The organism is Rhizobium sp. KNZ2-6A (assembly GCF_056755475.1).
Genome location: NZ_JBNDIC010000046.1, coordinates 33397 through 56493, shown reverse-complemented (window position 1 = coordinate 56493; position 23097 = coordinate 33397). Strand labels below are relative to the sequence as shown.

General features: G+C 61.5%; 23 protein-coding genes. 7 read left to right on the top strand and 16 right to left on the bottom strand.

The window, feature by feature from the left end; all coding sequences use genetic code 11:
• The first annotated feature begins 104 nt into the window (after positions 1-104).
• Positions 105-1010: a UTP--glucose-1-phosphate uridylyltransferase gene (locus ACPYOP_RS25765; protein WP_481413106.1), complete on the top strand. Its 906-nt coding sequence runs from the start codon at positions 105-107 to the stop codon at positions 1008-1010.
• An 82-nt stretch (positions 1011-1092) separates the two neighbouring features.
• Positions 1093-3435, top strand: coding sequence for a polysaccharide biosynthesis tyrosine autokinase (locus ACPYOP_RS25760; RefSeq protein WP_481413105.1), 2343 nt, complete (start codon positions 1093-1095; stop codon positions 3433-3435).
• A gap of 5 nt (positions 3436-3440) precedes the next feature.
• Here the strand turns inward: ACPYOP_RS25760 and ACPYOP_RS25755 are convergent, their stop codons facing one another.
• The 5 genes from ACPYOP_RS25755 to ACPYOP_RS25735 form a co-directional block, all read right to left on the bottom strand.
• Positions 3441-4328, bottom strand: a complete 888-nt coding sequence (locus ACPYOP_RS25755) for a DMT family transporter (protein WP_481413104.1) — start codon at positions 4326-4328, stop codon at positions 3441-3443.
• A 231-nt stretch (positions 4329-4559) separates the two neighbouring features.
• Positions 4560-5120, bottom strand: a complete 561-nt coding sequence (locus ACPYOP_RS25750) for an NADPH-dependent FMN reductase (protein ID WP_481413103.1) — start codon at positions 5118-5120, stop codon at positions 4560-4562.
• A 72-nt stretch (positions 5121-5192) separates the two neighbouring features.
• The gene (locus ACPYOP_RS25745; RefSeq protein WP_481413102.1) at positions 5193-6419 is read right to left on the bottom strand and encodes an NAD(P)/FAD-dependent oxidoreductase; all 1227 of its coding nucleotides are present in this window, start codon (positions 6417-6419) and stop codon (positions 5193-5195) included.
• Positions 6420-6429: 10 nt separating this feature from the next.
• Positions 6430-6741 (bottom strand): MocE family 2Fe-2S type ferredoxin, encoded by a 312-nt coding sequence (locus tag ACPYOP_RS25740; RefSeq protein ID WP_481413101.1) that lies wholly within the window; start codon positions 6739-6741, stop codon positions 6430-6432.
• Between the two features lie 26 nt (positions 6742-6767).
• On the bottom strand, positions 6768-7856 hold the full coding sequence (locus ACPYOP_RS25735; protein WP_481413100.1) for a fatty acid desaturase family protein: 1089 nt from the start codon (positions 7854-7856) through the stop codon (positions 6768-6770).
• A gap of 150 nt (positions 7857-8006) precedes the next feature.
• Here ACPYOP_RS25735 and ACPYOP_RS25730 point away from each other — a divergent pair, with 150 nt between their 5' ends.
• Positions 8007-9035: a LacI family DNA-binding transcriptional regulator gene (locus ACPYOP_RS25730; RefSeq protein WP_481413099.1), complete on the top strand. Its 1029-nt coding sequence runs from the start codon at positions 8007-8009 to the stop codon at positions 9033-9035.
• A 160-nt stretch (positions 9036-9195) separates the two neighbouring features.
• A complete protein-coding gene (locus ACPYOP_RS25725) occupies positions 9196-10008 on the top strand; it encodes a TIM barrel protein (RefSeq protein WP_481413098.1) in 813 nt (270 codons plus the stop codon).
• Between the two features lie 36 nt (positions 10009-10044).
• Here the strand turns inward: ACPYOP_RS25725 and nikR are convergent, their stop codons facing one another.
• From nikR to cbiE, 3 genes are all read right to left on the bottom strand, one after another.
• Positions 10045-10482: a nickel-responsive transcriptional regulator NikR gene (gene nikR / locus ACPYOP_RS25720; protein ID WP_481413097.1), complete on the bottom strand. Its 438-nt coding sequence runs from the start codon at positions 10480-10482 to the stop codon at positions 10045-10047.
• A gap of 76 nt (positions 10483-10558) precedes the next feature.
• Entirely contained in the window at positions 10559-11317 is a 759-nt protein-coding gene (gene cobM, locus ACPYOP_RS25715) for a precorrin-4 C(11)-methyltransferase (protein ID WP_481413096.1), read from the bottom strand.
• Positions 11318-11336: 19 nt separating this feature from the next.
• Positions 11337-12578 (bottom strand): precorrin-6y C5,15-methyltransferase (decarboxylating) subunit CbiE, encoded by a 1242-nt coding sequence (cbiE, locus tag ACPYOP_RS25710; protein WP_481413095.1) that lies wholly within the window; start codon positions 12576-12578, stop codon positions 11337-11339.
• On the opposite strand from cbiE, the gene ACPYOP_RS25705 reads away from it, so the two are divergent.
• Positions 12562-13332 carry a cobalt-precorrin-6A reductase gene (locus ACPYOP_RS25705; RefSeq protein ID WP_481413094.1) on the top strand — a complete coding sequence of 257 codons (771 nt, stop codon included), beginning with the start codon at positions 12562-12564 and terminating at the stop codon, positions 13330-13332. The two genes, cbiE and ACPYOP_RS25705, sit on opposite strands and share 17 nt — an antisense overlap.
• On the opposite strand, the gene ACPYOP_RS25700 is transcribed toward ACPYOP_RS25705, so the two are convergent.
• The 6 genes from ACPYOP_RS25700 to ACPYOP_RS25675 form a co-directional block, all read right to left on the bottom strand.
• Positions 13296-14060, bottom strand: a complete 765-nt coding sequence (locus ACPYOP_RS25700) for a precorrin-3B C(17)-methyltransferase (RefSeq protein ID WP_481413093.1) — start codon at positions 14058-14060, stop codon at positions 13296-13298. The genes ACPYOP_RS25705 and ACPYOP_RS25700 overlap by 37 nt on opposite strands.
• Entirely contained in the window at positions 14057-14794 is a 738-nt protein-coding gene (locus ACPYOP_RS25695) for a precorrin-2 C(20)-methyltransferase (RefSeq protein WP_481413092.1), read from the bottom strand. The genes ACPYOP_RS25700 and ACPYOP_RS25695 overlap by 4 nt, the downstream gene beginning before the upstream one ends.
• Positions 14791-15423, bottom strand: a complete 633-nt coding sequence (locus tag ACPYOP_RS25690; protein WP_481413091.1) for a precorrin-8X methylmutase — start codon at positions 15421-15423, stop codon at positions 14791-14793. The genes ACPYOP_RS25695 and ACPYOP_RS25690 overlap by 4 nt, the downstream gene beginning before the upstream one ends.
• 2 nt (positions 15424-15425) lie before the next feature.
• Positions 15426-16835, bottom strand: coding sequence for a precorrin-3B synthase (gene cobG / locus ACPYOP_RS25685; protein ID WP_481413090.1), 1410 nt, complete (start codon positions 16833-16835; stop codon positions 15426-15428).
• A 71-nt stretch (positions 16836-16906) separates the two neighbouring features.
• Positions 16907-17683, bottom strand: coding sequence for a precorrin-6A synthase (deacetylating) (gene cobF / locus ACPYOP_RS25680; RefSeq protein ID WP_481413089.1), 777 nt, complete (start codon positions 17681-17683; stop codon positions 16907-16909).
• Positions 17684-17845: 162 nt separating this feature from the next.
• Entirely contained in the window at positions 17846-18682 is an 837-nt protein-coding gene (locus ACPYOP_RS25675; RefSeq protein ID WP_481413088.1) for an AraC family transcriptional regulator, read from the bottom strand.
• 120 nt (positions 18683-18802) lie between these two features.
• On the opposite strand from ACPYOP_RS25675, the gene ACPYOP_RS25670 reads away from it, so the two are divergent.
• Complete coding sequence (locus ACPYOP_RS25670; protein WP_481413087.1) at positions 18803-19999, top strand: MFS transporter; 1197 nt, start codon at positions 18803-18805, stop codon at positions 19997-19999.
• A 62-nt stretch (positions 20000-20061) separates the two neighbouring features.
• On the opposite strand, the gene ACPYOP_RS25665 is transcribed toward ACPYOP_RS25670, so the two are convergent.
• Together ACPYOP_RS25665 and alr are read right to left on the bottom strand one after the other, a co-directional pair.
• Complete coding sequence (locus ACPYOP_RS25665; protein ID WP_481413086.1) at positions 20062-21312, bottom strand: D-amino acid dehydrogenase; 1251 nt, start codon at positions 21310-21312, stop codon at positions 20062-20064.
• 31 nt (positions 21313-21343) lie between these two features.
• A complete protein-coding gene (gene alr, locus ACPYOP_RS25660; protein ID WP_481413085.1) occupies positions 21344-22477 on the bottom strand; it encodes an alanine racemase in 1134 nt (377 codons plus the stop codon).
• A 125-nt stretch (positions 22478-22602) separates the two neighbouring features.
• Here alr and ACPYOP_RS25655 point away from each other — a divergent pair, with 125 nt between their 5' ends.
• The gene (locus ACPYOP_RS25655; protein WP_481413084.1) at positions 22603-23067 is read left to right on the top strand and encodes an Lrp/AsnC family transcriptional regulator; all 465 of its coding nucleotides are present in this window, start codon (positions 22603-22605) and stop codon (positions 23065-23067) included.
• The last annotated feature ends 30 nt before the right edge of the window (positions 23068-23097 follow it).

Genomic DNA, 23097 nt, shown 5'->3' with positions numbered 1-23097 from the left:
GGCTGCCTCTCTGCGGAGCGGCGGCCAGCCGACGCCCACCTCTCAACTTACCTCGCCCCTGCCCAATATGGGCGCAGGCCCTCACTCTAACAAAGGATAGAGCCATGGACCCCAAGCATCGTGTGAGAAAAGCAGTCATTCCGGTTGCCGGAAACGGGACACGTTTCCTGCCTGCCACCAAGGCAATGCCGAAGGAAATGCTGACGATCGTCGATCGTCCGGTCGTGCAATATGCCGTCGATGAAGCCATCGAAGCCGGTATCGAGCACATCGTCTTCGTCACCAGCCGCAACAAGTCGGCGATCGAAGATCATTTCGACGACACGCCGGAGCTGATTTCCTCGCTGCAGCGGGCTGGCAAGAGCCATCAGGTTACCGAGCTGGAGCGCCTTCTGCCGCGGCCGGGTGCCGTCAGCTTCACCCGCCAGCAGGCTCCGCTCGGTCTCGGTCACGCCGTGTGGTGCGCCCGTGACATGATCGGCAACGAGCCCTTCGCGCTGCTTTTGCCCGACATGCTCTGCTATGGCATGCGCGGCTGCATGGCCGGCCTGATGGAGCTCTATAACGAGGTTGGCGGTAATATCCTCGCCGTCGAGGAATGCGCTCCGGAAGAGACGTCGAAATACGGCATCATCGGCAAGGGTGCCGCGGTGCGGCACGGCTTTGCCGTGACCAAAATGGTCGAAAAGCCGCACCCCTCCGAGGCGCCTTCAAACTTTTACCTCAATGGCCGTTATATTCTTCAGCCAGAGATCTTCGACATTCTGGCCCGTCAGGAGCGCGGTGCCGGCAACGAGATCCAGCTGACCGACGGCATGCTGCGCCTTTCCGAGACGCAGTCCTTCCATGCCCAGGTGTATAACGGACGCACTTTCGACTGCGGGTCCAAGCACGGCTTCATCGAAGCGAACGTCGCCTTTGCGCTCGCTCGCGCCGATATCGGCGGCTTGGTCTATGATTCGATCCGCAACCTGGTCGTCTCGCACGAAGCGCAGATGACTGCCGCTTAAGCCTGTTCACATCGTGGCCTGCGGCCGAGAAGGCCGCGGGCTGGCTTATTTTCATTCAGGCTTCTCCGACAAGGTGGTCGCCATGCATCAGAAGAACTTCACTTTCCACAGCGCTCTTCCGCAAGCGGAATCGCAGGATGGCTTCATCGATCTCGATCGGTTGATGGCGGTCATTGGCCGCCGCATCCGCACCATTATTTTCGCCGTGGCCGCTTTCGTCATTCTGGCTGTCGCCTACCTGTTGACAGCGACATCGAGCTACACCTCGATGACGCAGATATTGCTCGACGAAAGCATGACGAAATATGCGGAGGATCAGCCGCCGGCGGCCAGTAGCCAACAGGCGGACATGGAAATCGCCAGCGCGGTCGAAATCCTGAAATCGAACGAGATGGCGCTGCGTGTCGTCGACACGGCCGGTCTTGCCGACAATAACACGCTGCTCAATCCGCCGATGTCGCCAGCGGCGCTGCTCAAATCCGGCATTGGCCTGATCGTCAGCGTCTTTACGCCGGCCCGTCCCCCGATGACGCCCGAGCAGCAACGCGAGGCCCAGCGCCAGAAAGTCGCTGCCGTCCTGCAGGAGAGCCTCAAGGTCGAGCGCGTTACGCGAAGCTCGGTCGTCGCCGTCTCCTTCAGCTCGACCGACAAGCGGCTCGCCGCCAGCGTCACGAGTGCCTATGCGAACGCCTATCTGACCGATCAGCTGAACGCCAATTTCGATGCGACCGAACGGGCATCGGTCTGGCTGCAGGAACGTCTGAACGACCTGCGCCAGCGTGCGCAGGAGGCTTCGCTCGAAGTCGAGAAATACAAGGCCGACAATGGGCTGACCTCGACCGGCGGCGAGCTGATGTCGGAACAGCAGATTTCCGATTTAAACAAGCAGCTGATCATCGCCCAGGCCGATACGGCCAGCGCAGCCGCTCGTTATAATCAATATAAGTCGATCATCGACCAAGGTCCCGACAACGCCGTCAAGAACGCCACCATCTCGTCGAGTTCGACCGATAATTCGGTGCTGCAGGATCTGAAGACGCGTTACCTCGCTGTCCAAAAGCGCGAGCAGGACATCACGCAGAATTTCGGTGCCAACCATCCGCAGGCCGTCGCGCTTCACGCCGAACGGCAGGACATCACGCGGCAGATCTATCAGGAACTTCAGCAGCTCACGGCGAGCTACAAGAACGAGTATGATGTGGCGCAATCGCGGGCGGTATCGCTGCGCGAAAGCATCGAAAACGTCGTCGGCAAGAATTCCGAAGCCAACAAGTCGCTGGTTCACCTGAATGAGCTGAACCAGAAGGCGACGGCGCTGAAGACCCTTTATGAATCCTACCTTGGCCGCTTCGAGCAGGCGAGCCAGCAGCGATCCTTCCCGATCGCCAAGGCGCGCGTCATCTCGGTCGCCGGCGTGCCGACAGCTCCGTCGAGCCCGAAGAAGACGCTTGTCATGGCGCTTTCGATCATCCTCGGCCTGATGGTCGGCTGCGGCGTGGCCGCATTCCAGGAGTTCCGCGATCGGTTCTTCCGCGTTGAAGCCGACGTGCGCTCCGCGCTTGGATTGAAGTTCCTTGGCTATCTGCCATTGCTCGGCCAACAGGCCACAGGCAAGAAGAAACGGCGCAAGACCAATGCCGGAGCGGAGCCGGTAACGGCGGAAGAGGTCGAAAACGGTGTTACCTTCGAGCGGATGATGCGCATCTCGGTCGAGGCGCCGCGCTCGATCTTCGCCGAGACCCTGAGGAATGCGAAGCTCGCGAGCGACGTCATGCTGCAGGGACGGGCCGATCGCGTGATCGGCGTCATCTCGGCGCTGCCGGGCGAGGGCAAGTCGACGACGGCCGCCAATTTTGCCGCACTGCTTGCCAGCAGCGGCAAGCGCACGCTGCTGATCGACGCCGACTTGCGCAATCCGGGTCTCAGCCGCACGCTGAGGTCGCCGCCGCAGGCGGGGCTCATCGAAGCCGTGCTCGGCGAAGTGCCGTGGACGAATGCCGTGAAGGTCGATCCACGCACCAAGCTTGCCATCCTGCCGGTCGTGGTGCGCGATCAGCTGCTGCACACCAGCGAGCTCTTGTCATCGCAAGGCATGCAGCATCTCATGGAAAACGCGCGCAAGATGTTTGACTATATCGTCGTCGATCTCGCGCCGCTCGGCCCGATCATCGATGCAAAGGCCTTCGCACCGCAGGTCGATGCCTTCCTGCTCGTCACCGAGTGGGGTGCGACGCCGACCAACCTGGTGCGCGACGTGCTCGAGCAGGAGCCGCAGATCAACTCACGTATTCTCGGCGTCATCCTGAATAAGACCGACATGTCGGAACTGCCGCGCTACAGCGATTTCGGCGGAACGGAGCGCTATCGGCAGAAATATGTGAGCTACTACACCGAGCCGCAGCCGCGCGCCCAGGTGGATGCGTAATTCACTCATGCCTTGCCGGCCTTGAGCCGGGACCTTGCCAGGGCATGTTCACGCCAGATCGTGAATATGCCCGCCGCCACGACGATGAGCGCGCCCATGATCATGGGCGCGCTCAGCTTTTCACCGAATATGGCAACGCCGATAATGGCGGAGAAGACGAGCTGCAGATAGGTCAGCGGCTGGATCACCACGGCATCGAGCAGGTCGTAGGCGCGAATGAGGAAATAGTGGCTCGACACGCCCGTCAGGCAGAGAATACCCATGAAGATCCAGTCATGGGGCGCCAGCGTCGTCCAGAAGAATGGCCCGATGCAGCTCATCGCGACAGCGCCGACAACACCCGTATAGAAAAAGCTGGTCATGGCGCCGTCTTCGCGGCTGACATAGCGGGTGAGGACGACATAGAACGAAAACAGCAGCGCGCCGAATAGCGGCACCAGGAACCGTGCGTCGAAGACGCCGCTTTCCGGCTTCAGGATCAAGAGGACGCCGACGAAGCCGAAGCAGATCGCCAGCCAACGCCGCCAGCCGACCTTTTCTCCGAGGATCGGTATGGAGAGTAGCGCCACCATCAGCGGGCCGGACGAAAAGATCGCCTGCGAATGGGCCAGTCCGACGATGACGAAGGATGAGATGGCGACGACGATCTGTGCGGCGAGCAGCAGGCCGCGGGCGATCTGCAGGAGAGGCCGTTTGGTCCTGACGTTGCGTCGCAATCCGCCCGGCGCGCGCGAGGCCATGGCGATGGCGAAAAGCATGAAGGCCCAATAGCGGATCATCGCCACCAGAAGCGGCGGATAGGCGCTGACGAGGTGCTTGGATATGCCGTCCTGTATGGCGAAGATGCTGATGGCCAACAGCGTGAAGACGTAACCGGCTCTATTGGATTTCATGATTTTCGAAGGAAGAAGATGTGCGAGGCCCTGGAGGCGCCGGGACTCCCGGCGCTGTGGTTACATTAGAGCATTTCCAGGAAAAGTGCGCAGCGGTTTTCCGTCCGGAATGCGTAAAAATAAGAAGATAGAGCGTTTTCGCGATTCGAAGAAAAGCGGAAATGTTCCAGGCTATTCGCGGTGTCAATCATAGGATCATATTTGCCTTCCGGTCCCGCCGGAGAGCAACCATCACCCCTTTTTGCGATCCGCGACGAAGGCGCTGAAACCTTCGATGAAGGTTGTGAGATTGTGTTTGACCTTCTCATCGATGAGTACGCCTTCTTCATTAAAGACGCTGCCGGCCCGCGACACCATCAGCCGGCCGCCGAACCAGGCATCGGCGCCGAGCGTGCGCAGGACCGTCAGCCAGGCGTTCTGGCTGAGGATGGTGCCGAAATTGCCGGGGGAGGCTCCGAGAACGGCGACCGGCTTGCCGCCGAAGACCTGGGCGATGTCGCTGGAGGGACGGCTCATCCAGTCGATGGCGTTCTTGAAGACGCCCGGGAGCGAATTGTTGTATTCCGGTGTGAACAGGATCAGCCCATCGGCTGATATGGCCAGCTCCTTGAGTTCCCGAACTTTTTCAGGAATGCCCTCCGCGGCCTCGAAATCGGCGTCATAGAGCGGCACGCCATGAATGGTGCGGGCGATCAGTTCGACACCGCTTGGCGCTAGTTCGACCGCCGCGTGGAGCAGGGCCGTGTTGAAAGAGCCTTTGCGCAAGCTGCCTGAAATGCCGAGTATCTTCATCGCTTTCCCCGTTTGCCGTGATGGGAAGACATTTATGCTTCGCCGTCCTTCGTCAAGGTCTTAAGCGCGATCTTATGCAGCTAGCAATGACTTCAGCTTGACGGAGCTTGCCGCTAGCGCGGCATGATCCGGATGCGCGCGGGCGGCGATCAGCATTTCGGCGAGGCGGATGTCACGCGCGATGGCATTGCCGCGGCCGATACCGCTGGCGGCGAGCAGCCGCCCGTCTGCAGCGAGATGGAAGAGGATGAATGCCCCGTCATCGAGGTCGCGCCGCACATGGGTGACCGCCTCATCCGCCAGGCCTGCGATCTGCAGTGTCAGGTCATATTGGTCGGACCAGAACCATGGCACGGCGGATATTTCCGCGCCGTCTCCCAGCATATTGGCGGCGGCAAGATTGGCCTGCTCCTGCGCATTGCGCCAGGATTCGAGGCGTACACGCCTGCCGCCATAAAGCGCCAACGGAAACGAGCAGCAATCGCCCGCCGCATAAATGTCGGCAATGGAGGTCTCCAGCCGCTCGTTGACGGCGATGCCGTTGTCGATCGCAAGGCCGGCTTCGGCGGCAAGCGCGGCATTCGGCAAGGCGCCGATGCCGACGAGCAGAACATCGGCGGAGATCACGTCGCCGTTGCTGAGCTTGACGATCGCTTTGCCGGCTTGTTCCTGTACGGCTTCGATGCTCTGGCCGCAGCGGATGTCAGCACCTTCCTGACGATGACGTTCGGTAATGGCCCCGGCAATCGCCTCCGGCACGCCGCGCTTCAAGACGCGCGGCAGACCTTCGATGACGGTGACGTCGGCGCCGCGCATGCGCGCAGTTGCCGCCAGCTCAAGGCCGATGAAGCCGCCGCCGATGATGGCAATGTGCCGTCCGGGATGAAGGGCTGCATGCAAGGCCACCGCATCCGCATGGGTGCGCAGCACGCGGATGCGCTGCGACGCGCCGTCGACACCGGGAAAGCTGCGCGCCGAGGCTCCGGTTGCAAGCATTAACTTGTCGTAGCTGAGCGTTTCTCCATCCGCGAGCCGGATCGTCTTTGTGGCGGGATCGATCGCTGCCGCCGTCGTGTCGAGCCTGAGGTCGATCGATTGCTCGCGATAACGCTCCAATGCGGCGATAAATTTTGGCTCGGGCGCCTCAGCCGATCTGCCTTTCGAAAGGGGCGGGCGTTCGTACGGCGCCAGCGGCTCGGTGCCAATAAGGGTGATATCGCCGCCAAAACCCTTTTCACGAAGCGCGAAGGCGGCACGGGCACCACATTCTCCGGCTCCGATAATGACGAAATGCGCCACGCTTGCCTCCTCAGAGCCCGATGAAGACGGTGCCGTTCTCGATCTTGACCGGATAGGTCTGCAAGTTGAGGCAGACCGGAGCACCCTTGGCTTCGCCGGTGCGGTAGTCGAAGCGGCCATTGTGCTTGGGACATTCGATGATGTTGTCCATGACCAGACCGTCCGCGAGATGGATCTTCTCATGCGTGCATAGGCCATCGGTGGCGAAATAATCGTCTTCGGGGCTGCGATAGACGGCGAAGGTTCGCCCATCATGGTCGAAGCGGATGACGTCCTCTTCGTCGATCGCGTCAACGGCACAGACTTCGATCCAGCTGCTCATATTTTCCTCCCTTTGGATGTCCGATTTTATTGAGCGGCGGCAGCCGGCAGCTCGCCGTGAAATTCCTCGCGATAGGGCCGCGCGGTCGATGGCAGCTCGCGCTTCAGGAAATAGTCCTCATTGCGCAATTGCCGCAGGAATGCCGGTATCATCTCGCGATAGCCGGACCATATGGATGGATTGGCAGCCGGCAGGTCGTGCTTGATCATCGCATGCAGCTTCGGAAGCGCGTGATAGGGCACCATCGGGAACATGTGATGTTCGACATGATAGTTCATGTTCCAGTAGATGAAGCGGCTGACCGGGTTCATCATCACGGTGCGGCTGTTCAGCCTGTGGTCGATGACATTGTCGGCAAGGCCGCCATGCTGCAGCAGTCCGGTCAGGACGTGATGCCAGGCGCCATAGAGCCGGGGAAGACCGATCAGCATCAGCGGCAGGATTGAACCCATGGCGATCGCCGTTGCAATGGTTGCGACATAGATCGCAAGCCAAATGCGGGCGATGCGAATAGCCTTCGGCTGCTCCATCTCGGGAATGAAGGTTCTTTCCGCTGAGCTGATGACGCCGCTTGCATTGCGCAGCATATCGACCATTGCGTACCAGGCATCGACGATGCCGAAGAAATTCAGAACGAGGTGGAAGAGATCCGGCGGCCGCATGACTGATATCTCCGGGTCGCGGCCGACGATGACGGTATCGGTGTGATGGCGCGCATGGCTCCAGCGCCAGGTCACTGGATTGCGCATGATCATGAAGCAGGCGATCTGATAGACCGCGTCGTTCATCCAGCGCGTCTTGAAGGCCGTGCCGTGGCCGCATTCATGCCAGCGGCTGTCGGAGGCAGAACCGTAGAGCACGCCATAGGCGAGGAAGAAGGGGATGCAGATCCAGGATCCCCAGAAATAGACGCCGAGCGCAGCGAAGACGACCATGCTGCCGAGCCAGACGACGGTGTCGCGGATCGCAGGCGCGTCCGATCGCTGCATCAGCGCCTTCATGTCCTTTCGCGCGATGTCCGTGTGATACCATTCGGCGGCAGCAAGCCCCGTTTCAACTGCCCGCCTGCCGCTTTCGCCGAGCAGATCGTAATCCCGCTTGATTGTCGTCGTCATTCCTGCCTCCCGCGATACGCAACGGCGTCTCGCCCTCGATGCCGGAAACGATAGATCGACTTTTCGCTTGCCTCAATGCGGGAATGATGGAATCTATCAAAGTACATCAAACTCTGATGTCATGAATGATGACATATCTCAGGAGCAGCCATGCGTCGCCCCACCATATCGGATCTTGCTAAGGCATCCGGCGTCAGCGTCGCGACGATCGATCGCGTGCTGAACGGACGCCATCGTGTCCGCGAGGAGACGGCAAGGCGGGTCTACGAGGCGGCGCAGGAGATCGGCTACCACGCCGTCGGTCTGCTGCGTCAGCGCGTCTTCGAGGACTTGCCGCAATATCGATTGGGTTTCGTCCTGCAGAAGCCGGCTCAGGCTTTCTACCAGGCTTTTGCCAAGGAGATCGCCACGGCCGCGCAGGCGGTCACATCAGCGCGGATCAACGCTCAGGTCGATTTCGTAACCGCATCGACGCCGACGGCGATCGTCGAGAGATTGAAGGCGATGGCGGCCCGCAGCCAGGCCGTTGCACTTGTCGCGCCGGATTATCCTGGCGTCACGGCGACGATCGAGGAGCTGAAGGAAAAGGGCATTCCCGTCTTTTCCCTATTGTCCGATTTCTCCACCACGGCGCGTCAGGGCTATATCGGCGTCGACAATCGCAAGGTGGGGCGTACGGCGGCCTGGATCATCGCGCGTTCGGCGCGCCGTCCCGGCAAGGTCGCCTGTTTCGTCGGCAGCCATCGCTTCCTCGGTCATGAGCTGCGCGAAATCGGCTTTCGGTCTTACTTCCGCGAAAATGCTCCCGAGTTCGAGGTGCTGGATACGCTGATCAACCTCGACACACCGGAGATCACCCATGAGGCGACGCTCGATCTGCTGCAGAAGCACCCCGACCTCATCGGCTTCTATGTCTGCGGCGGTGGCATGGAAGGGGCGATTTCCGCCATTCGCGAGGAGCGCTTATCGGGCAAGCTGATCGCCGTGGTCAACGAGTTGACGCCGGAATCGAGGGCTGCACTTGCCGACGACGTCGTCGCCATGGCGATCGGCACCCCATTGCCCGCGCTCTGCAAGGAGTTGATGAGCCTGATGATCAGGTCCGTCGAGAGCGATGAGGCGGCCGTGCCCGGACAAAGTTTTCTGCCGTTTGAAATCTTCGTTTCGGAAAACATCTAGCATTCATGATGGAGTTCCATCATTTTGCCAATAATTCTATCAAGAATGATGGCTAGGAACGATGGAAGAAAGACGTGAATGCCGCTAGTCCTTCGAGAAACAGGCGCGGCGATCTGGAAATGTCTCTTGTGGCCGGACGCCTTGAGGAGGAGTGCCTATCATGAGTTCCATCCGCTTCGCGCTCAATCATATGTGCGTGCCGTCCCTGAAGCTGGAGGCGTTCTTCGCCGCTGCAAAAGAGCTCGGCATCGACAACGTGGAGATCCGCAACGATCTTGCCGGAAACGCTATTCTCGACGGTACGCCGGCAACGGTCGTCAAGGAGCTTGCGGCGCGCGAAGGCGTCACGATCATCTCCATCAACGCGCTGCAGCGGTTCAATGAATGGAACGACGAGCGCGCCCGGGAAGCGGCGGAGCTGATCGATTATGCGCGCGATTGCGGCGCCAGAGCGCTCGTTCTCGTTCCGGTCAATGACGGCAGCGGCCGTGAGCCGGAGGTGCGCCGCGCCAATCTTCGCAAATCGCTTTTGGCGCTGAAGCCGATGCTGGAAGCGGCCGGCATCATCGGTCTCGTCGAGCCGCTCGGCTTCGAAATCTGCTCGCTGCGCCTGAAGAGCGAAGCGGCCGCCGCGATCGAGGAACTGGGCGCGAAGTCCACCTTCTGCCTGGTGCACGATACCTTCCATCATCATCTGGCCGGCGAGGCAGCAATTTTCCCCGAGCTGACGGGCCTCGTGCATATTTCTGGCGTCACCGATCCCAACATCTCGGTGGACGACATGCGCGACCCGCATCGCGTTCTCGTCGACGCCGAAGATCGTCTCGACAATGTCGGCCAGCTGCGGGCGTTGATCGCTGGCGGTTACGTTGGTCCGGCATCCTTTGAGCCTTTTGCCCCGACGGTCCATGCCCTGAAGGAGCCGGTTGCCGCCCTCAAGGAGAGCATGGCCTATATCGCGGCTCAGCTCTGATCGGCGCGGTAGTCCGCGGGCAACCGATCCACCCCCTCAATCATGCGAATGCGTTTCGGGGTGATCTGCGCCGTGGTCCGAGGGGATGATGTGCAGGTTGCCGAAGCGTACGCCGCGCTGCGTCACCACGCTGTCGGCGAAGGTCATTATCTCCTCCGCTTTGCCCTTCAGCACGGAGACTTCCAGACAATCATGCCCATCGATATGGACATGAAGTGTCGAGACCGAGAGATCGTGGTGATGATGTTGTGCCGTCGTGAGCCGGCGCGACAGATCGCGGGTTTCGTGTTCATAGACATAGGTCAGCGTGGCGTAGCATCTGGCTTCCCTGTCAACCGTCGGCTGCGCGCGGGTGACCGCGTCGCGAACAAGATCGCGCAAGGTTTCGGAGCGGCTGGCATAGCCCCGGTGCGCGCTGATCTTGTCGATCGTCTCCAGAAGATCGTCATCGATGGTGATGGTAATGCGTTGCATGTCGTGATCCTCGTTCCCCACAGCGTGTTGGCAACGACTAGAGGAAATTTCGAGGCGATTTGCAACGGTGTCAGGCTTATTGACGGTTGCGGAAGCGACGTTGGTAGGTCGGGTCGTAAAGCGAGCTTTCGCGGAAATCGCTGGCGCCAAGCGATGGGCCGACAAAGATCAATGCGGTGCGCTCGATCGGTTCGGCCGCGACCTTTTCCTCGATCGTGGCAAGCGTGCCTCGAATAATCCGTTCGTCCGGCCAAGATGCCTTGACGACGATCGCGACCGGGCAATCCGCGCCGTAAAGCGGCGTCAGGTCCTCGACGACCTTTTGAAGCGCATGGATGGCCAGATGGATGGCGAGCGTCGCGCCGGTCGCGCCGAATGTTTTCAGCGTCTCGTTGTTCGGCATGGGCGATGCACGGCCGGAGACCCGCGTCAGAACCAGGCTCTGGGCGACGGCCGGGATGGTCAGTTCGCGGCCAAGCGCAGAGGCGGCAGCCGCGAAAGCGGGAACGCCTGGGGTCAGCGTATAGTGGATGCCATGTTGCTCGAGCCTGCGGATCTGCTCGGCGACAGCGCTCCACACCGAGAGATCGCCGGAATGCAGGCGCGCGACGTCTTCGCCTGCGGCGACCGCTTTCAGGTATTCGGCCTCGATTTCATCGAGCGACATCGGCGCGGTGTCGATGATCCGGGCACCGGGCGGGCAATATTGCAACAGCTCCGGCGAAACGATCGAGCCGGCATAGAGGCAGACCGGGCATTTGCCGATGAGATCCCGGCCGCGTACCGTGATCAGGTCGGCGGCTCCGGGGCCTGCGCCAATGAAATGCACTGTCATCGCTCTACCTCATTCTGAATTAGGGCTTGGTCCACGACCATTGCGTCACCGGCATGGCCGGCCGCCAGCCGGTCATGCGGCCGACGGGTGCGGCGCGCGCAATATCGATACGGATCAGCGAGCCGCCCCTGCGTGCCTGTTCGGCCAGCAGAAGGGCTTCCATTTCGGTGGTAACGGCGTTGGCGACCAGCCTGCCGCCGCTTTTCAATTGGCCAATGGCGGCATCGAGCACGCCAGCATCGCTGCCGCCGCCGCCGATAAAGATCGCATCCGGTGCCGGCAAGCCAGCAAGCGCATTCGGCGCCTCGCCTTCGACAATGGTCAGGCCCGGCACGCCGAAATTCGCAGCGTTGCGGCGGATACGCGCCGCACGCTCAGTTGATGCCTCGATGGCGATGGCGCGCAGCGAAGGATCGGCCAGCATCCATTCGATGCCGATTGAGCCGGAACCTGCGCCGACATCCCAGAGCAGCTCGCCATGGCGTGGCGCCAGGGCCGATAGCGTGATTGCCCGTATCTCCCGCTTGGTGATCTGGCCGTCATGCTCGAAAAGCTCATCCGCCAGGCCGGCGCTCAGCGACAAAATCCGCGCGCCGGCGTCAGCCTTGACCTCGACCCCGCAGAGATTGAGATCGTTGATGCCGGAAAGGGTGAAATTGGCCGCACTCTGGCGAGAGATCTTCTCATGCGGGCCGCCGAGTGCTTCCAGAACCGTAAGCTCGGTCTGACCGAAACCCGAAGCCTGTAGCAGGGCGGCCAATTCGGCGGGACCTTTGCCGTCTGAGGTCAGCGCCAGGATCTTGCGGCCGGGATGCAGATGTGGCCGGATGAGGTCGATTGGCCGTCCATGGAGCGAGAGGATTGTGGTTTCCTGCAAGGGCCAGCCGAGGCGGGATACCGCAAGGCTGAAGGACGAGGGCGCCGGGATAACGGTCATATCAGCGACCGGAATGTGCCGTGAAAGCGTCGCGCCGACGCCGTAGAAGAAGGGATCGCCGGAGGCGAGAACCACTGTCGGTTTGCCTTGCCGGGCAAGCACCGCCTCTACCGATCTTTCGAATGGGGAGAGCCATACCTGCGTCTCGCCGATGATGAGCGGCTTCATCAACTCGATATGGCGCGCTCCGCCGAAAACGACCGGTGCCTCGGCGATCAGCCGTTTGGCTTCGTCGCCGATGCCGGCTGGACCGTCCTCGCCGATGCCGATAAGAGTAAGCCAGCGTTGAATTGAAGGTGTCTCAGCCATGGGCAAGGCCCGCATTTTGATCCTCGGCGGTACGACGGAGGCCCGAGCGCTCGCGGCAGCCCTTGCCTCCCGCGCCAATCTCGACGTTGTCCTGTCGCTTGCCGGCAGGACCGCCGATCCAGCCCCGCAGCCCGTTCCGGTGCGCAGCGGCGGTTTTGGCGGAGCGGAAGGGCTCGCGCGTTATCTTCGCGATGAAAAGATCGATCTGGTGATCGACGCCACCCATCCCTTCGCGGCCCGCATCTCCGCCAATGCCGCGCAGGCGGCTGCTCAATGCGATGTATCGGCCTTTGCGTTGCGCCGTCCCGCTTGGCTGCCGGTGGAAGGAGACGATTGGCTGTCGGTGCATAGCGTTTCGCAGGCCGTAGCCGCGCTCGGTGCGGCACCTCTGCGCGTTTTCCTGGCGACGGGCCGGCAGGAGGCGCATCAGGCGAATGCGGCGCCGCAACACCATTATTGGGTCCGCAGCGTCGATCCCGTCGAGCCGCCGCTGACTGTGCCGCATGTCAGCTACATCCACAGCCGGGGCCCGTTCCGATTGGCCGACGAGTTGGATGTGCTGCAACGGCATGCAATCGAGGTCGTCGTCGCTAAGAATAGCGGCGGTGACGCGACCTACGGGAAGATCGAGGCGACAAGGCAGCTCGGCATCAGGGTGATCATGGTCGAGCGCGCGGAGACTGCTGGCTTGCCGGTGGTCGAAACAGTCGATGCTGCGCTCGATCGGATCGATCATCTCGTCTCTTCCCTGATGAAACGCGGCGTATAGACCAGATCCGGGCGTCCTTCGCGAGTAATGACGCGCGTCTCGGCCGAACCGATGATGACACAGGTTGCCATATCGGCCTGCGAGGCTTGTGCCTCCGCCAGCCGCGCCACTGTCATGCGCTCGTCGGGGCGGCCGGCGGCACGTCCGAAGATGACCGGCGTGTCTGCAGGCAACGCGGCGCGCAGGGTTTCGAAAGCCTTGCCCAGTTGCCAGGGCCGCGCCTTGCTGATCGGATTGTAGAGCGCGATCACGAAGCCCGCTTCTGCGACGGCGCGGAGCCGTTTTTCGATCAGCGGCCAGGGCTTGAGATTGTCCGACAGCGAAATCGCGCAGAAATCATGACCGAGAGGCGCACCGATGCGCGCCGCCACGGCAAGCATGGCCGTAATGCCAGGCACGACAACCAGATCCACCGTCCGCCATTCCGCCGGGCCGTGATCGATCGCTTCGCAGACTGCGGCAGCCATGGCAAAGACGCCGGGATCGCCGCCGGAAACGACGCAGACATTGACGCCGGCTGCGGCCCGCTGCAGCGCCAGCTTGGCGCGATCCAGCTCCTCGCGATTATCGGATGCCTGGCGGATCTGATCGCCGCGAAGCGTCAGGCGGTCGAGATAAGGGCCGTAACCGTAGAATTCATGGGCATCGGCAACCGCATTCAATGCCTCCGGCGTCGTCTGTACGGGATTGCCGGGGCCTGTGCCGATGACATAGAGGCGCCCGCTCATGGCCGTCCTTCCCAGCCGGGGACGAGAACCAGCGAGAAATAGGGCGCCTCGGCATCGTCGCGGCTGGCAAGCGGCGCCATCGCGCCGTTCGCCATCGTGCCGCGCTCGACATAGATGGCCTCGTTCAGCCGACCGGCCGCATCAAGCGCGCGGCGGATCTTCGGCAGATTGCGGCCGACTTTCATGATCACGGCTGCCTGCGTGTCGCCCAAGCGGCGGGTAAGCTCGGCTTCCGCCATCGTTCCCGGCAGCACGGAGAGTACGTCGTCTCCCTGAACCATCGGTAATCCGGCAAGCGACCAGCAGCCGGACATGGCCGTCACGCCCGGTATGACTTCGGTAGGAAAACGATCGGCAAGGCGCACATGCAGATGCATGTAGGAGCCGTAAAAAAGCGGGTCACCTTCGCTGAGCACGGCAACCGTCTTTCCTTCGCGCAGATGCGCCGCCACCATCTCGGCCGAGACGTCATAGAAGGCGGTGATCTGGCCGATATAGTCCGGTTTGTCCTTATCGATCTCCGTCGTGACGGGATAGTAGAGCGGCAGCAGCGTCACGTCCGCTTTCAGCAGGTCGCGGACAATGGCCTTTCCGTTGCCACCTCTGCCCTGTTTGGCAAAGTATGCGACGACATCGGCACGCTCCAAGGCTTTGACGGCCTTGACAGTCAGCAGTTCCGGATCGCCGGGGCCGGTGCCGACGCCAATCAGGCTTCCGATTGAAGGCGCGCTCATAGGCCCGGCCTCGCCAAAGCGTTAAGGGCGGCTGCCGTCATGGCACTGCCGCCAAGCCGGCCGCGCACGATGGCAAAGGGAACGCCGTAGGAGTTCTCGGCAAGCGCATCCTTCGATTCCGCCGCGCCGACGAAGCCGACGGGCATGCCGATGATGGCGGCAGGCTTCGGCGCGCCATCGCGCAGCATTTCCAGAAGGTGGAAGAGGGCGGTCGGCGCGTTGCCGATGGCGACGACCGAGCCGGCAAGCCGATCGGCCCACAGATGCATGGCGGCAGCCGAGCGCGTGTTGCCGATGGTCTTTGCGATGTCCGCCGTGCGCGGATCCTGCAAAGTGCAGATCACCTCGTTGGCGGCCGGCAGGCGGGCGCGCGTGACGCCGCGCGCGACCATTTCAGCATCGCAGAAGATCGGTGCGCCGGCAGACAGCGCCTTGCGGGCGGATGCGACGAAATCGGGCGAGAACATGAAATGCTGTGCTGCTTCCACCAGTCCGCAGGCATGGATCATGCGCACTGCGACATCGGCCTCGGCTTCGGGAAAACGCGTGAGATCGGCTTCGCTGCGGATGATCGCGAAGGAGCGTTCGTAGATCGCATCCCCCTCGCGGATATAGTCATAGTCAGGCATTTCTATCCCTGTCGTAAAGCCGTCGCGATTGCGTCCCGGCCGAGCCGTTTAAGACACTGCTGTGCCGATTCGCCAGCAGCTTTGTTTCGTACCAGTTTCCCGAGCGCAGCCAGCGCCGATTTCAGGTCTTCCTTGTGGATGTAAGCCACGGGCTCCGCTGATGATGACCCATTTACGACAATAGCATAGCCTGTTGCAGCACCGACGATGGTCAGCATTGCCGGAGACGGATGGGCGCAGCCTTTTGTGCAGCCGGACAGGTGCACCTTGAGCGAGCCGTCCAGCAGGTCGGCACCCACTTCGACCAGATCAGCGGCGGCCTGTCTCGTGGCATAATGGGCGGAAGCGCAGGCGCCGGCGCCGGAGCATGGGATGGCATAATTTGCCGGCTCGTCGGCGCGCGTCTGAAAGCCGCAATCGGCTGCCGTAGCCAGGAGACTTTCGACCCGATCACGCGGAAGGCCGAGCAGCAACAGGCTATGTTCCGGTCCCGTCCGGATTTCACGAACGCCCGCCGCCTCGGCCAGCCCAAGAAAGCGGATGAGATCCTGGGCATGGATCTGCCCGAAAACCGGCCGTAGACCGAGAGCGGATTGTTCCTTACCGAGACGAATAATGCCGACGGGGGAGGCTGAAGAGATGGTTTCGCTGCGTGCAAGAGCTGGCGCGGCGGGAAATTGGGCGCGCAGAGTGGCGATGTCCAGATCGCGGCCACGTGCGCGGGGTCCGATCGCAGCCAAGGTTTTCAGCAGCGTGATGACGCCGGCAATCGCCTGTTCGTCCGGCAAAGCGGCAAGCGGCGTGGCCGTCACCGCCGCTCCGGCGATCGCGAGTGCCCACAGTCGACGGCCATCAGCAAGCTTGACGGCCTTCAGCCTGATATCCGCCGAGAGGTCGTCGAGGACCAGCCGCCCGCCGCCGTCGATGATAATGGCGAGCTTGGCAGCGAGCAGCGGCTTGGGATGAAGGGCATCGATGGCGCTGCGCAGGTGCTCGGCGAGCCCGCGTGCGTCTGCAATTTCCGATGGATCGAGGCCGCTGAGCGGCGGGACTTCGATGGCAACACCGCTCTCCGGCCTGATACCGGCGCGGTCAATATCGGTGGCCAGCCCGGCCATGCTTTCCGGGCTCATACCGCGAAGCTGGAGATTGCCGCGCGCCGTGATTTCGATCAAGCCGTTGCCATGCTTTTGGGCAGCCTCGGCCAAGGCGCGGAACTGCGCAACCGTCAGGCCTGGCGTCGAGGGCCGCAAGCGCACGAGCAGCCCGTCGCCCGTCTGCATCGGCGCGCTCAAGGAGGGGCACGCACCGCGAACCATGGAGGGCAGAGGCGACGCAACGCCATCCTCGGCAGCTCCCTCCTGAGAGAAGCACGCTTGTTCCTCCATTGTCTGCGTGTCGACCGCTACCATAAACTGCCCTTCATAAGGCACATTTCCTTGCACAAACCGGATCGGCGGGCAAACGATTTGCTACTCAGCGCTTATTCGAGATCGTCGAAATCGTGTCCCTTGCGCATGAGATAAATATCCATGATCCATCCGTGCCGCTCGCGGGCTTCGGCCCGAACAGTAAGAATGCGCTCGGAAACATCCGCCAGCCGGCCGGCGATGGTGATCTCGTCCTTGGTGCCGAGATAGGCTCCCCAGTAGATATAGGCATCGGGATCGTCGATCTTGCTGAAGGCCTGCTCGCCGTCAAGCATAACGACGGCCGTTTCGGCAATGCCGGGAAAGCTCTCGCCCAGCCGCCGGCCGGTGGTGATCTGCACCGGCTTACCGACGAGATTGAGCGGGATGCGATGGCTTGCCGTCAGCGCCTGGATGCTGGTGATGCCGGGAACAACGCTATAGTCGAGAGCGACATTGCCGCGCGCAACGACCCGCTCGAGGATGCGCAAGGTGCTGTCGTAGAGGCCGGGATCGCCCCAGACGAGGAAGGCAGCACTTTGGCTTTCCGTCAGGTGCTCCAGGAACAGCCGTTCATAGGTCGCGGAAATCGCGTCATGCCACTCGTCGACGCTCTGTACATAGCTGCGCTCCGCCGTCTGCCGTGACGGCACGTCATAGTCGACGAAGCGCGTGGCGGGATGGGTGACATAGCGTTGGCAGATCTCCCGTCGGACGTCGGCAAGTTCGCTTTTGGCCGCGCCCTTGCTGGGAATGAGGATGACATCGGCGGCGTTCAGCGCATTGATCGCCTGCACGGTCAGATGTTCGGGATTTCCCGTGCCGATGCCGACGATGTGGATATGCCGCATATGCTTGCCCTCGCTCTTGGTGCAATTCCAGGAAAAGTGCGCAGCGGTTTTCCGTCCGGAATTGCAAGGAAACAAAGAGATAGAGCGGCTCGGAGATTACTTGAAAGGTTGAGCCGCTCTGGCGCTGTTTGCCGGAAGCGTCCGATCATTTCAAGAGGAGCTTCAAGCCGATTGCCGCTCAAACGTCCAGCGGTTGGCCATATAGCTGCGCGGAGAGGTGCCGAGCATGCGGCGGAACATGGTGGTAAATGCCGCTACGCTTTCGTAGCCTGCTTCGAGTGCGACATTGGTGACGGGTTGGCCCTCGGCAAGCTGCGGCAGGCCGGCGAAAACGCTCGCCTGCTGGCGCCATGTGGTGAAGCTGATGCCGGTTTCCTTGCGAAATTGCCGTGTGAACGTTCGGCGGCTTACCGAAAGCTTCTCGGCCCAATCGTCGAGCCTGGCGTTGGGCGACGGGTTGGACAGATAGTCGCGGCAGAGCACGGCCATCCGACGGTCGGAGGGGAAGGGGAGGCCGAGCGGACGCTCCGGCAGGGTCGCGATTTCCTCGACGAGTAGAGACAGGACAAGCCGTGCCTTTCGATGACTGACCGGCGCCTCTCGCAACCGAATGGCCTCCAACAGCAGGCTGCGGGCGAAATCCGTAACTTCGACGACGCGCGGAGCCTCATCCTTCGGCGGCTGGCCACGCGGCGTCACGTAGACGGATTTCATGCTGACATCGCTCAGGATCTCGATCGAATGTTCCAGCCCAACAGGGATGAAGAGAGCATGACCAGGCGGCACCATCCAGCGGCCGCGCGCCGTCATGATCAGGGCCACGCCGGCGAAGATGCAAAGCAATTGCGTGCGGCGATGATGGTGCCAGGGAACGGTATAGCCCTGCGGCGGCTCGGCGCTATGGACAAGCACATCGGCGGGCGAATCCTCCATCCAGCGCATGTTCTGCACATGATCGTTGTCGAGGGTTGCCAGCAACTGTTTCGATAGCTTTTCCATTTTGGCCCGATCGAGAAACTATTGGACCAAAACACGAAAGAAGGACACACGCAAGCCGTGTTAAAGGCGGAAGAAACAATATGGTCGGCAAGGCGGTCGACACAGGCAAGGAATCCTCCCATGGTTGCGGCATTTTCGGGTACGCAGGCCCGATATGAAAAGACGACGATGTCGATCGTTATGGCGGTCAGTACCTGCCATCTTTTGAACGATACGATGCAGTCGCTTTTGACATCGCTCTACCCGATGTTCAGAGAGAATTACGCGCTCGATTTCGTGCAGATCGGGTTGCTGACGATGATGTTCCAGATTACCGCATCGCTGCTGCAGCCGGTGGTCGGCATCGTCACCGACAAATGGCCGATGCCCTACTCGCTGCCGTTCGGCATGGTCAGCACCTTTTCGGGCCTGCTGCTGCTCGGCTATGCCGGCAGTTTCAGCGTGCTTCTGATAGCCGCAAGCCTGATCGGCTTCGGTTCGGCGGTCTTCCATCCGGAGGCGTCGCGCGTTGCCCGTCTGGCGTCCGGCGGACGTCACGGCCTGGCGCAATCGCTCTTCCAGCTCGGCGGCAATGCCGGTTCGGCAATCGGGCCGCTGATCGCCGCCTTCTTCGTCCTGCAGCACGGCCAGAAGAGCGTGGCCTGGCTTTCGGTGCTGGCCGTCATCGGTTTCATCGTTCTGAGCTGGGTCGGAAACTGGTTCGTCAATCACCGTCGCCAGCAGTCGGCGCGTCCCGCGCCGAGCCGCGCTTTGCCGATCTCGCGCAACAAGGCGATGTGGGCGCTTGCCATCCTCATCCTGCTGACGGCAACGAAGAACGTCTACATGGCCAGCATTTCGAGCTATTTCACCTTCTACGTCATCGACAAGTTCCATCTCGATGTCCGCGATGCGCAGCTGATGCTGTTCCTCTTCCTCGGCTCCGTTGCCGTCGGTACCATCATGGGTGGCCCGGTCGGCGACCGCCTGGGCGCCCGCTTCGTCATCTGGTTCTCGATCCTCGGCGTCATTCCCTTCGCGATGATGATGCCCTATGCAAACCTGTTCTGGACCTGTGTCCTGACCGTCATCATCGGCCTCGTGTTGGCCTCGGCCTTCCCGGCGATCGTCGTCTTTGCGCAGGAACTGATTCCCGGCCGCGTCGGGCTGATCGGCGGCATCTTCTTCGGCTTCGCCTTCGGAGCCGGTGGCCTTGGCGCGGCAGCGCTCGGAGATTTTGCCGACACGCACGGCATCTCCTTCGTCTACACGATCTGCTCGTATCTGCCGCTGCTCGGCCTGTTCACGATCTTCCTGCCACGAATCTCGCGGCATTGATCGATATCGGCTGACGAAGAGCCCGCCGCTTTTTCAAGCGCCTATATGCCGAATCCTGCTGGTCAGGCGTAGCGGCTGATCGCGAGGTCGGTTGCGTCGATATCAGGCTTGCGGCCACTGACGAGATCGCTGATGACGCGCGCCGAGCCGGAGCTCATCGTCCATCCAAGCGTGCCGTGGCCGGTATTGAGGTAAAGGCCCTTGATCTTCGTCGGCCCGATGACCGGCGTGCCGTCCGGCGTCATCGGCCGCAGGCCTGACCAGAAGGAAGCCTTGGCAACATCGCCGCCGGGGAAGAGATCGGTGACGGAGTGCTCGAGCGTCTGGCGCCGGGCAAGCCCGAGATCATTGGTATAGCCGGAAATCTCCGCCATGCCGCCGACGCGGATGCGATCGCCAAGCCGGGTGATGGCGATCTTGTAGGTCTCGTCCATCACAGTCGATTCCGGCGCGCGTGACGCATCGGTAATCGGGATCGTCAGCGAGTAGCCCTTAACCGGATAGACGGAGAGGCTGATGCCGAGCGGCTTCAGCAAAAGCGGCGAATAGCTGCCGAGCGCGACAACGATCGCATCGGCATCCACGCGTCCAAGATTCGTCATCACGCCACGTACTTGGCTGCCTTCGACATCGAGCCCCTTGATCGTCGTGCCATATCGGAACTTCACGCCGAGCTCGATCGCCTTCGCCGCAAGCGCATTGGTGAATTTAAAGCAATCGCCGGTCTCGTCCTTCGGCGTCAGCAAGCCGCCGACGATCTTGCCGCGGACATGCCGGAGCGCCGGTTCGACGCCGACGCAGCCGTCGGGATCAAGCACTTCATAGGGGATGCCGTCGGCTGCCAGAGCCTTGACGTCCTTGGCCGATGCGTCGAGCTGCGCTTGCGTGCGGAAAAGCTGCAGCGTGCCCTGCATGCGTTCGTCATAGGCAATACCGGTCTCTTCACGAAGCTCAGCGAGGGAAATGCGGCTGTAATCGGCAAGCCGCAGCATCCGGCTCTTGTTGATTGCGTAGCGTTCCGACGTGCAGTTGGACAGCATCTTGACGAGCCATGAAAGCATGGCGCCATCGACCTTCGGGCGCAGGATGAGCGGCGCGTGGTGCATGAAAAGCCACTTGATCGCCTTCATGGGAATGCCGGGTGCCGCCCAGGGCGAGCAGTAGCCGAAGGAGACCTCGCCGGCATTGGCAAAACTCGTCTCCAGCGCCGGTCCCTGCTGCCGGTCGATGACCGTGACTTCGTGGCCCGCCTTGGCAAGCTGGTAGGCTGACGTCACGCCGATGATGCCGGCACCCAGAACGACGACTTTCATGATGTCCTCAGAGACTTGAGAGATGGGAAGGTCAGCGGTATTGACGGTGGAAGCGGTGGCCGAGACTGGTCAGGATCTCATAGGAAATCAAGCCGGCATCCCGCGCAAGATCCTCCAGGCTCTGGTGATCTCCGAGAACCTCCACCATGCTTCCGAAAGAGAGCGCGTCTTCGGGCAGAGCGCTGATATCGATTGTCGCGCTGTCCATCGACACGCGGCCGACGATCGGCAGACGCACGCCGTTATAATAAACCGCGCCACGGTCGCTGAGGCTGCGCGGCAGGCCGTCGGCATAGCCGGCGGCGATCGTCGCAAGCCGGGTCCGGGTCTTCGTCACGTGCACGCCGCCATAGCCGACACGCACGCCTTCCGGAACCGTTCGGGTCTGCACCACGGCGACATCGAGCCGGACGACGGCTTCCATCGGATTGGCGACACCGCTCGTCGGTGCACCGCCGTAAAGGGCAATGCCCGGCCGCGCCAGCACGCCGTGAAAATCGCCGCCGAGAAAGATGCCGCCAGAATTCGCGAAAGAAATATCGTAGCTGGGAAACTCCGCTGCGACGCGGCGCATTTCCGCCAGCTGATCGGCGTTTTGTTCGCTGTCGGCCTCATCTGCGGAGGCAAGATGGCTCATGATGAACAGGATCTCGATGTCGTCGGATGTCTGCAGATGAGCAGCGACGGCACTTCTGTCTTCCGGCGGAATGCCAAGGCGCGACATGCCGGTATCGAATTGCAAAACCGCAGGGAGCCTGCGCTGAAGAGAGCGTGCAGTCTGCGACCATTGCTGCAACTGATCGAGCGAATTGATGACAGGCACGATGCCGCCATCGGCGCAGGTAGCCTCATTGCCGGGCAATAGGCCGTTCAGTACAAAAATCGTCGCATCGCCAGCGAGTTGCGGCCGCAGTCGCAGTGCCTCGATGAAATGGGCGACGAAGAAATGCCGGCACCCGCGCTCGTAGAGCGCTTTCGAGACTTGATTGGCACCGAGCCCATAGGAATCAGCCTTGACGACGGCAGCTGTTTTTGCCGGCGCAACGATGGCGGATAACTTGTCGTAATTCCGGCATAGAGCGGCCGGATCGATCGTCAGATAGCCACATGCTCCACTATCCATCGCCAACTTTGGCGTCCGAGAATCCACAATACCGCCGTCCATATCCGCCCTCGCTTCTTCAAAGGCAGATTATTGAAAGGATCGTGAAATTGCTCGCCAAACAGTGATTGATTATTGTGTAATTCCAAAGATATTGAAATGATCTGCGAATTTTTGAAAGATTCCACATGGCCGCTCTCGACGCCATCGACCGCAATATTCTCCGCCTGCTTCGACTTGATGCCCGTGTCAGCAATGCGAGGCTGGCAAGCGAAGTTGGACTATCGCCATCGGCCTGCCTGCGGCGCATCAAATTGATGGAGCAGGCCGGGGTAATCCGCGGTTATACGGCGCTGGTGGACACGTCGCAGGCAGAGGCATCGATCGCCGTCATCATCAACATCACGCTTGAGCGGCAGACGGAAGAGCATCTCGATCGCTTCGAGGCGGCGGTGCGTAAACATCCCGAGATCAAGGAATGCTTTTTGATGACGGGCGACTCCGACTATCTGCTGCGTGTCGAAGTCGCCAATCCCGGCGACTTCGAACGTATCCATAAGGATATCCTGTCGACCATGCCGGGAGTGCTGCGAATCCATTCGAGCTTCTCGATCCGCAATGTGCTTGCGACGCGGCCGAAAAATCCGCGCTGAACAAGCTGCCTACTCCGCGCATACCTTGTT

What these genes read in the sequence shown, in the direction of transcription:
- nikR (WP_481413097.1), bottom strand. Translation starts at nt 10,482, where the DNA reads ATGCAACGCATTACCATCACCATCGATGACGATCTTCTGGAGACGATC.
- ACPYOP_RS25705 (WP_481413094.1), top strand. Translation starts at nt 12,562, where the DNA reads ATGGGCAAGGCCCGCATTTTGATCCTCGGCGGTACGACGGAGGCCCGA.
- ACPYOP_RS25755 (WP_481413104.1), bottom strand. Translation starts at nt 4,328, where the DNA reads ATGAAATCCAATAGAGCCGGTTACGTCTTCACGCTGTTGGCCATCAGC.
- ACPYOP_RS25675 (WP_481413088.1), bottom strand. Translation starts at nt 18,682, where the DNA reads ATGGAAAAGCTATCGAAACAGTTGCTGGCAACCCTCGACAACGATCAT.
- cobG (WP_481413090.1), bottom strand. Translation starts at nt 16,835, where the DNA reads ATGGTAGCGGTCGACACGCAGACAATGGAGGAACAAGCGTGCTTCTCT.
- alr (WP_481413085.1), bottom strand. Translation starts at nt 22,477, where the DNA reads ATGGACGGCGGTATTGTGGATTCTCGGACGCCAAAGTTGGCGATGGAT.
- ACPYOP_RS25700 (WP_481413093.1), bottom strand. Translation starts at nt 14,060, where the DNA reads ATGAGCGGGCGCCTCTATGTCATCGGCACAGGCCCCGGCAATCCCGTA.
- cobM (WP_481413096.1), bottom strand. Translation starts at nt 11,317, where the DNA reads ATGACAGTGCATTTCATTGGCGCAGGCCCCGGAGCCGCCGACCTGATC.
- ACPYOP_RS25665 (WP_481413086.1), bottom strand. Translation starts at nt 21,312, where the DNA reads ATGAAAGTCGTCGTTCTGGGTGCCGGCATCATCGGCGTGACGTCAGCC.
- ACPYOP_RS25735 (WP_481413100.1), bottom strand. Translation starts at nt 7,856, where the DNA reads ATGACGACGACAATCAAGCGGGATTACGATCTGCTCGGCGAAAGCGGC.
- cbiE (WP_481413095.1), bottom strand. Translation starts at nt 12,578, where the DNA reads ATGCGGGCCTTGCCCATGGCTGAGACACCTTCAATTCAACGCTGGCTT.
- ACPYOP_RS25695 (WP_481413092.1), bottom strand. Translation starts at nt 14,794, where the DNA reads ATGAGCGCGCCTTCAATCGGAAGCCTGATTGGCGTCGGCACCGGCCCC.
- ACPYOP_RS25670 (WP_481413087.1), top strand. Translation starts at nt 18,803, where the DNA reads ATGGTTGCGGCATTTTCGGGTACGCAGGCCCGATATGAAAAGACGACG.
- ACPYOP_RS25760 (WP_481413105.1), top strand. Translation starts at nt 1,093, where the DNA reads ATGCATCAGAAGAACTTCACTTTCCACAGCGCTCTTCCGCAAGCGGAA.
- ACPYOP_RS25725 (WP_481413098.1), top strand. Translation starts at nt 9,196, where the DNA reads ATGAGTTCCATCCGCTTCGCGCTCAATCATATGTGCGTGCCGTCCCTG.
- ACPYOP_RS25655 (WP_481413084.1), top strand. Translation starts at nt 22,603, where the DNA reads ATGGCCGCTCTCGACGCCATCGACCGCAATATTCTCCGCCTGCTTCGA.
- ACPYOP_RS25690 (WP_481413091.1), bottom strand. Translation starts at nt 15,423, where the DNA reads ATGCCTGACTATGACTATATCCGCGAGGGGGATGCGATCTACGAACGC.
- ACPYOP_RS25750 (WP_481413103.1), bottom strand. Translation starts at nt 5,120, where the DNA reads ATGAAGATACTCGGCATTTCAGGCAGCTTGCGCAAAGGCTCTTTCAAC.
- cobF (WP_481413089.1), bottom strand. Translation starts at nt 17,683, where the DNA reads ATGCGGCATATCCACATCGTCGGCATCGGCACGGGAAATCCCGAACAT.
- ACPYOP_RS25740 (WP_481413101.1), bottom strand. Translation starts at nt 6,741, where the DNA reads ATGAGCAGCTGGATCGAAGTCTGTGCCGTTGACGCGATCGACGAAGAG.
- ACPYOP_RS25730 (WP_481413099.1), top strand. Translation starts at nt 8,007, where the DNA reads ATGCGTCGCCCCACCATATCGGATCTTGCTAAGGCATCCGGCGTCAGC.
- ACPYOP_RS25765 (WP_481413106.1), top strand. Translation starts at nt 105, where the DNA reads ATGGACCCCAAGCATCGTGTGAGAAAAGCAGTCATTCCGGTTGCCGGA.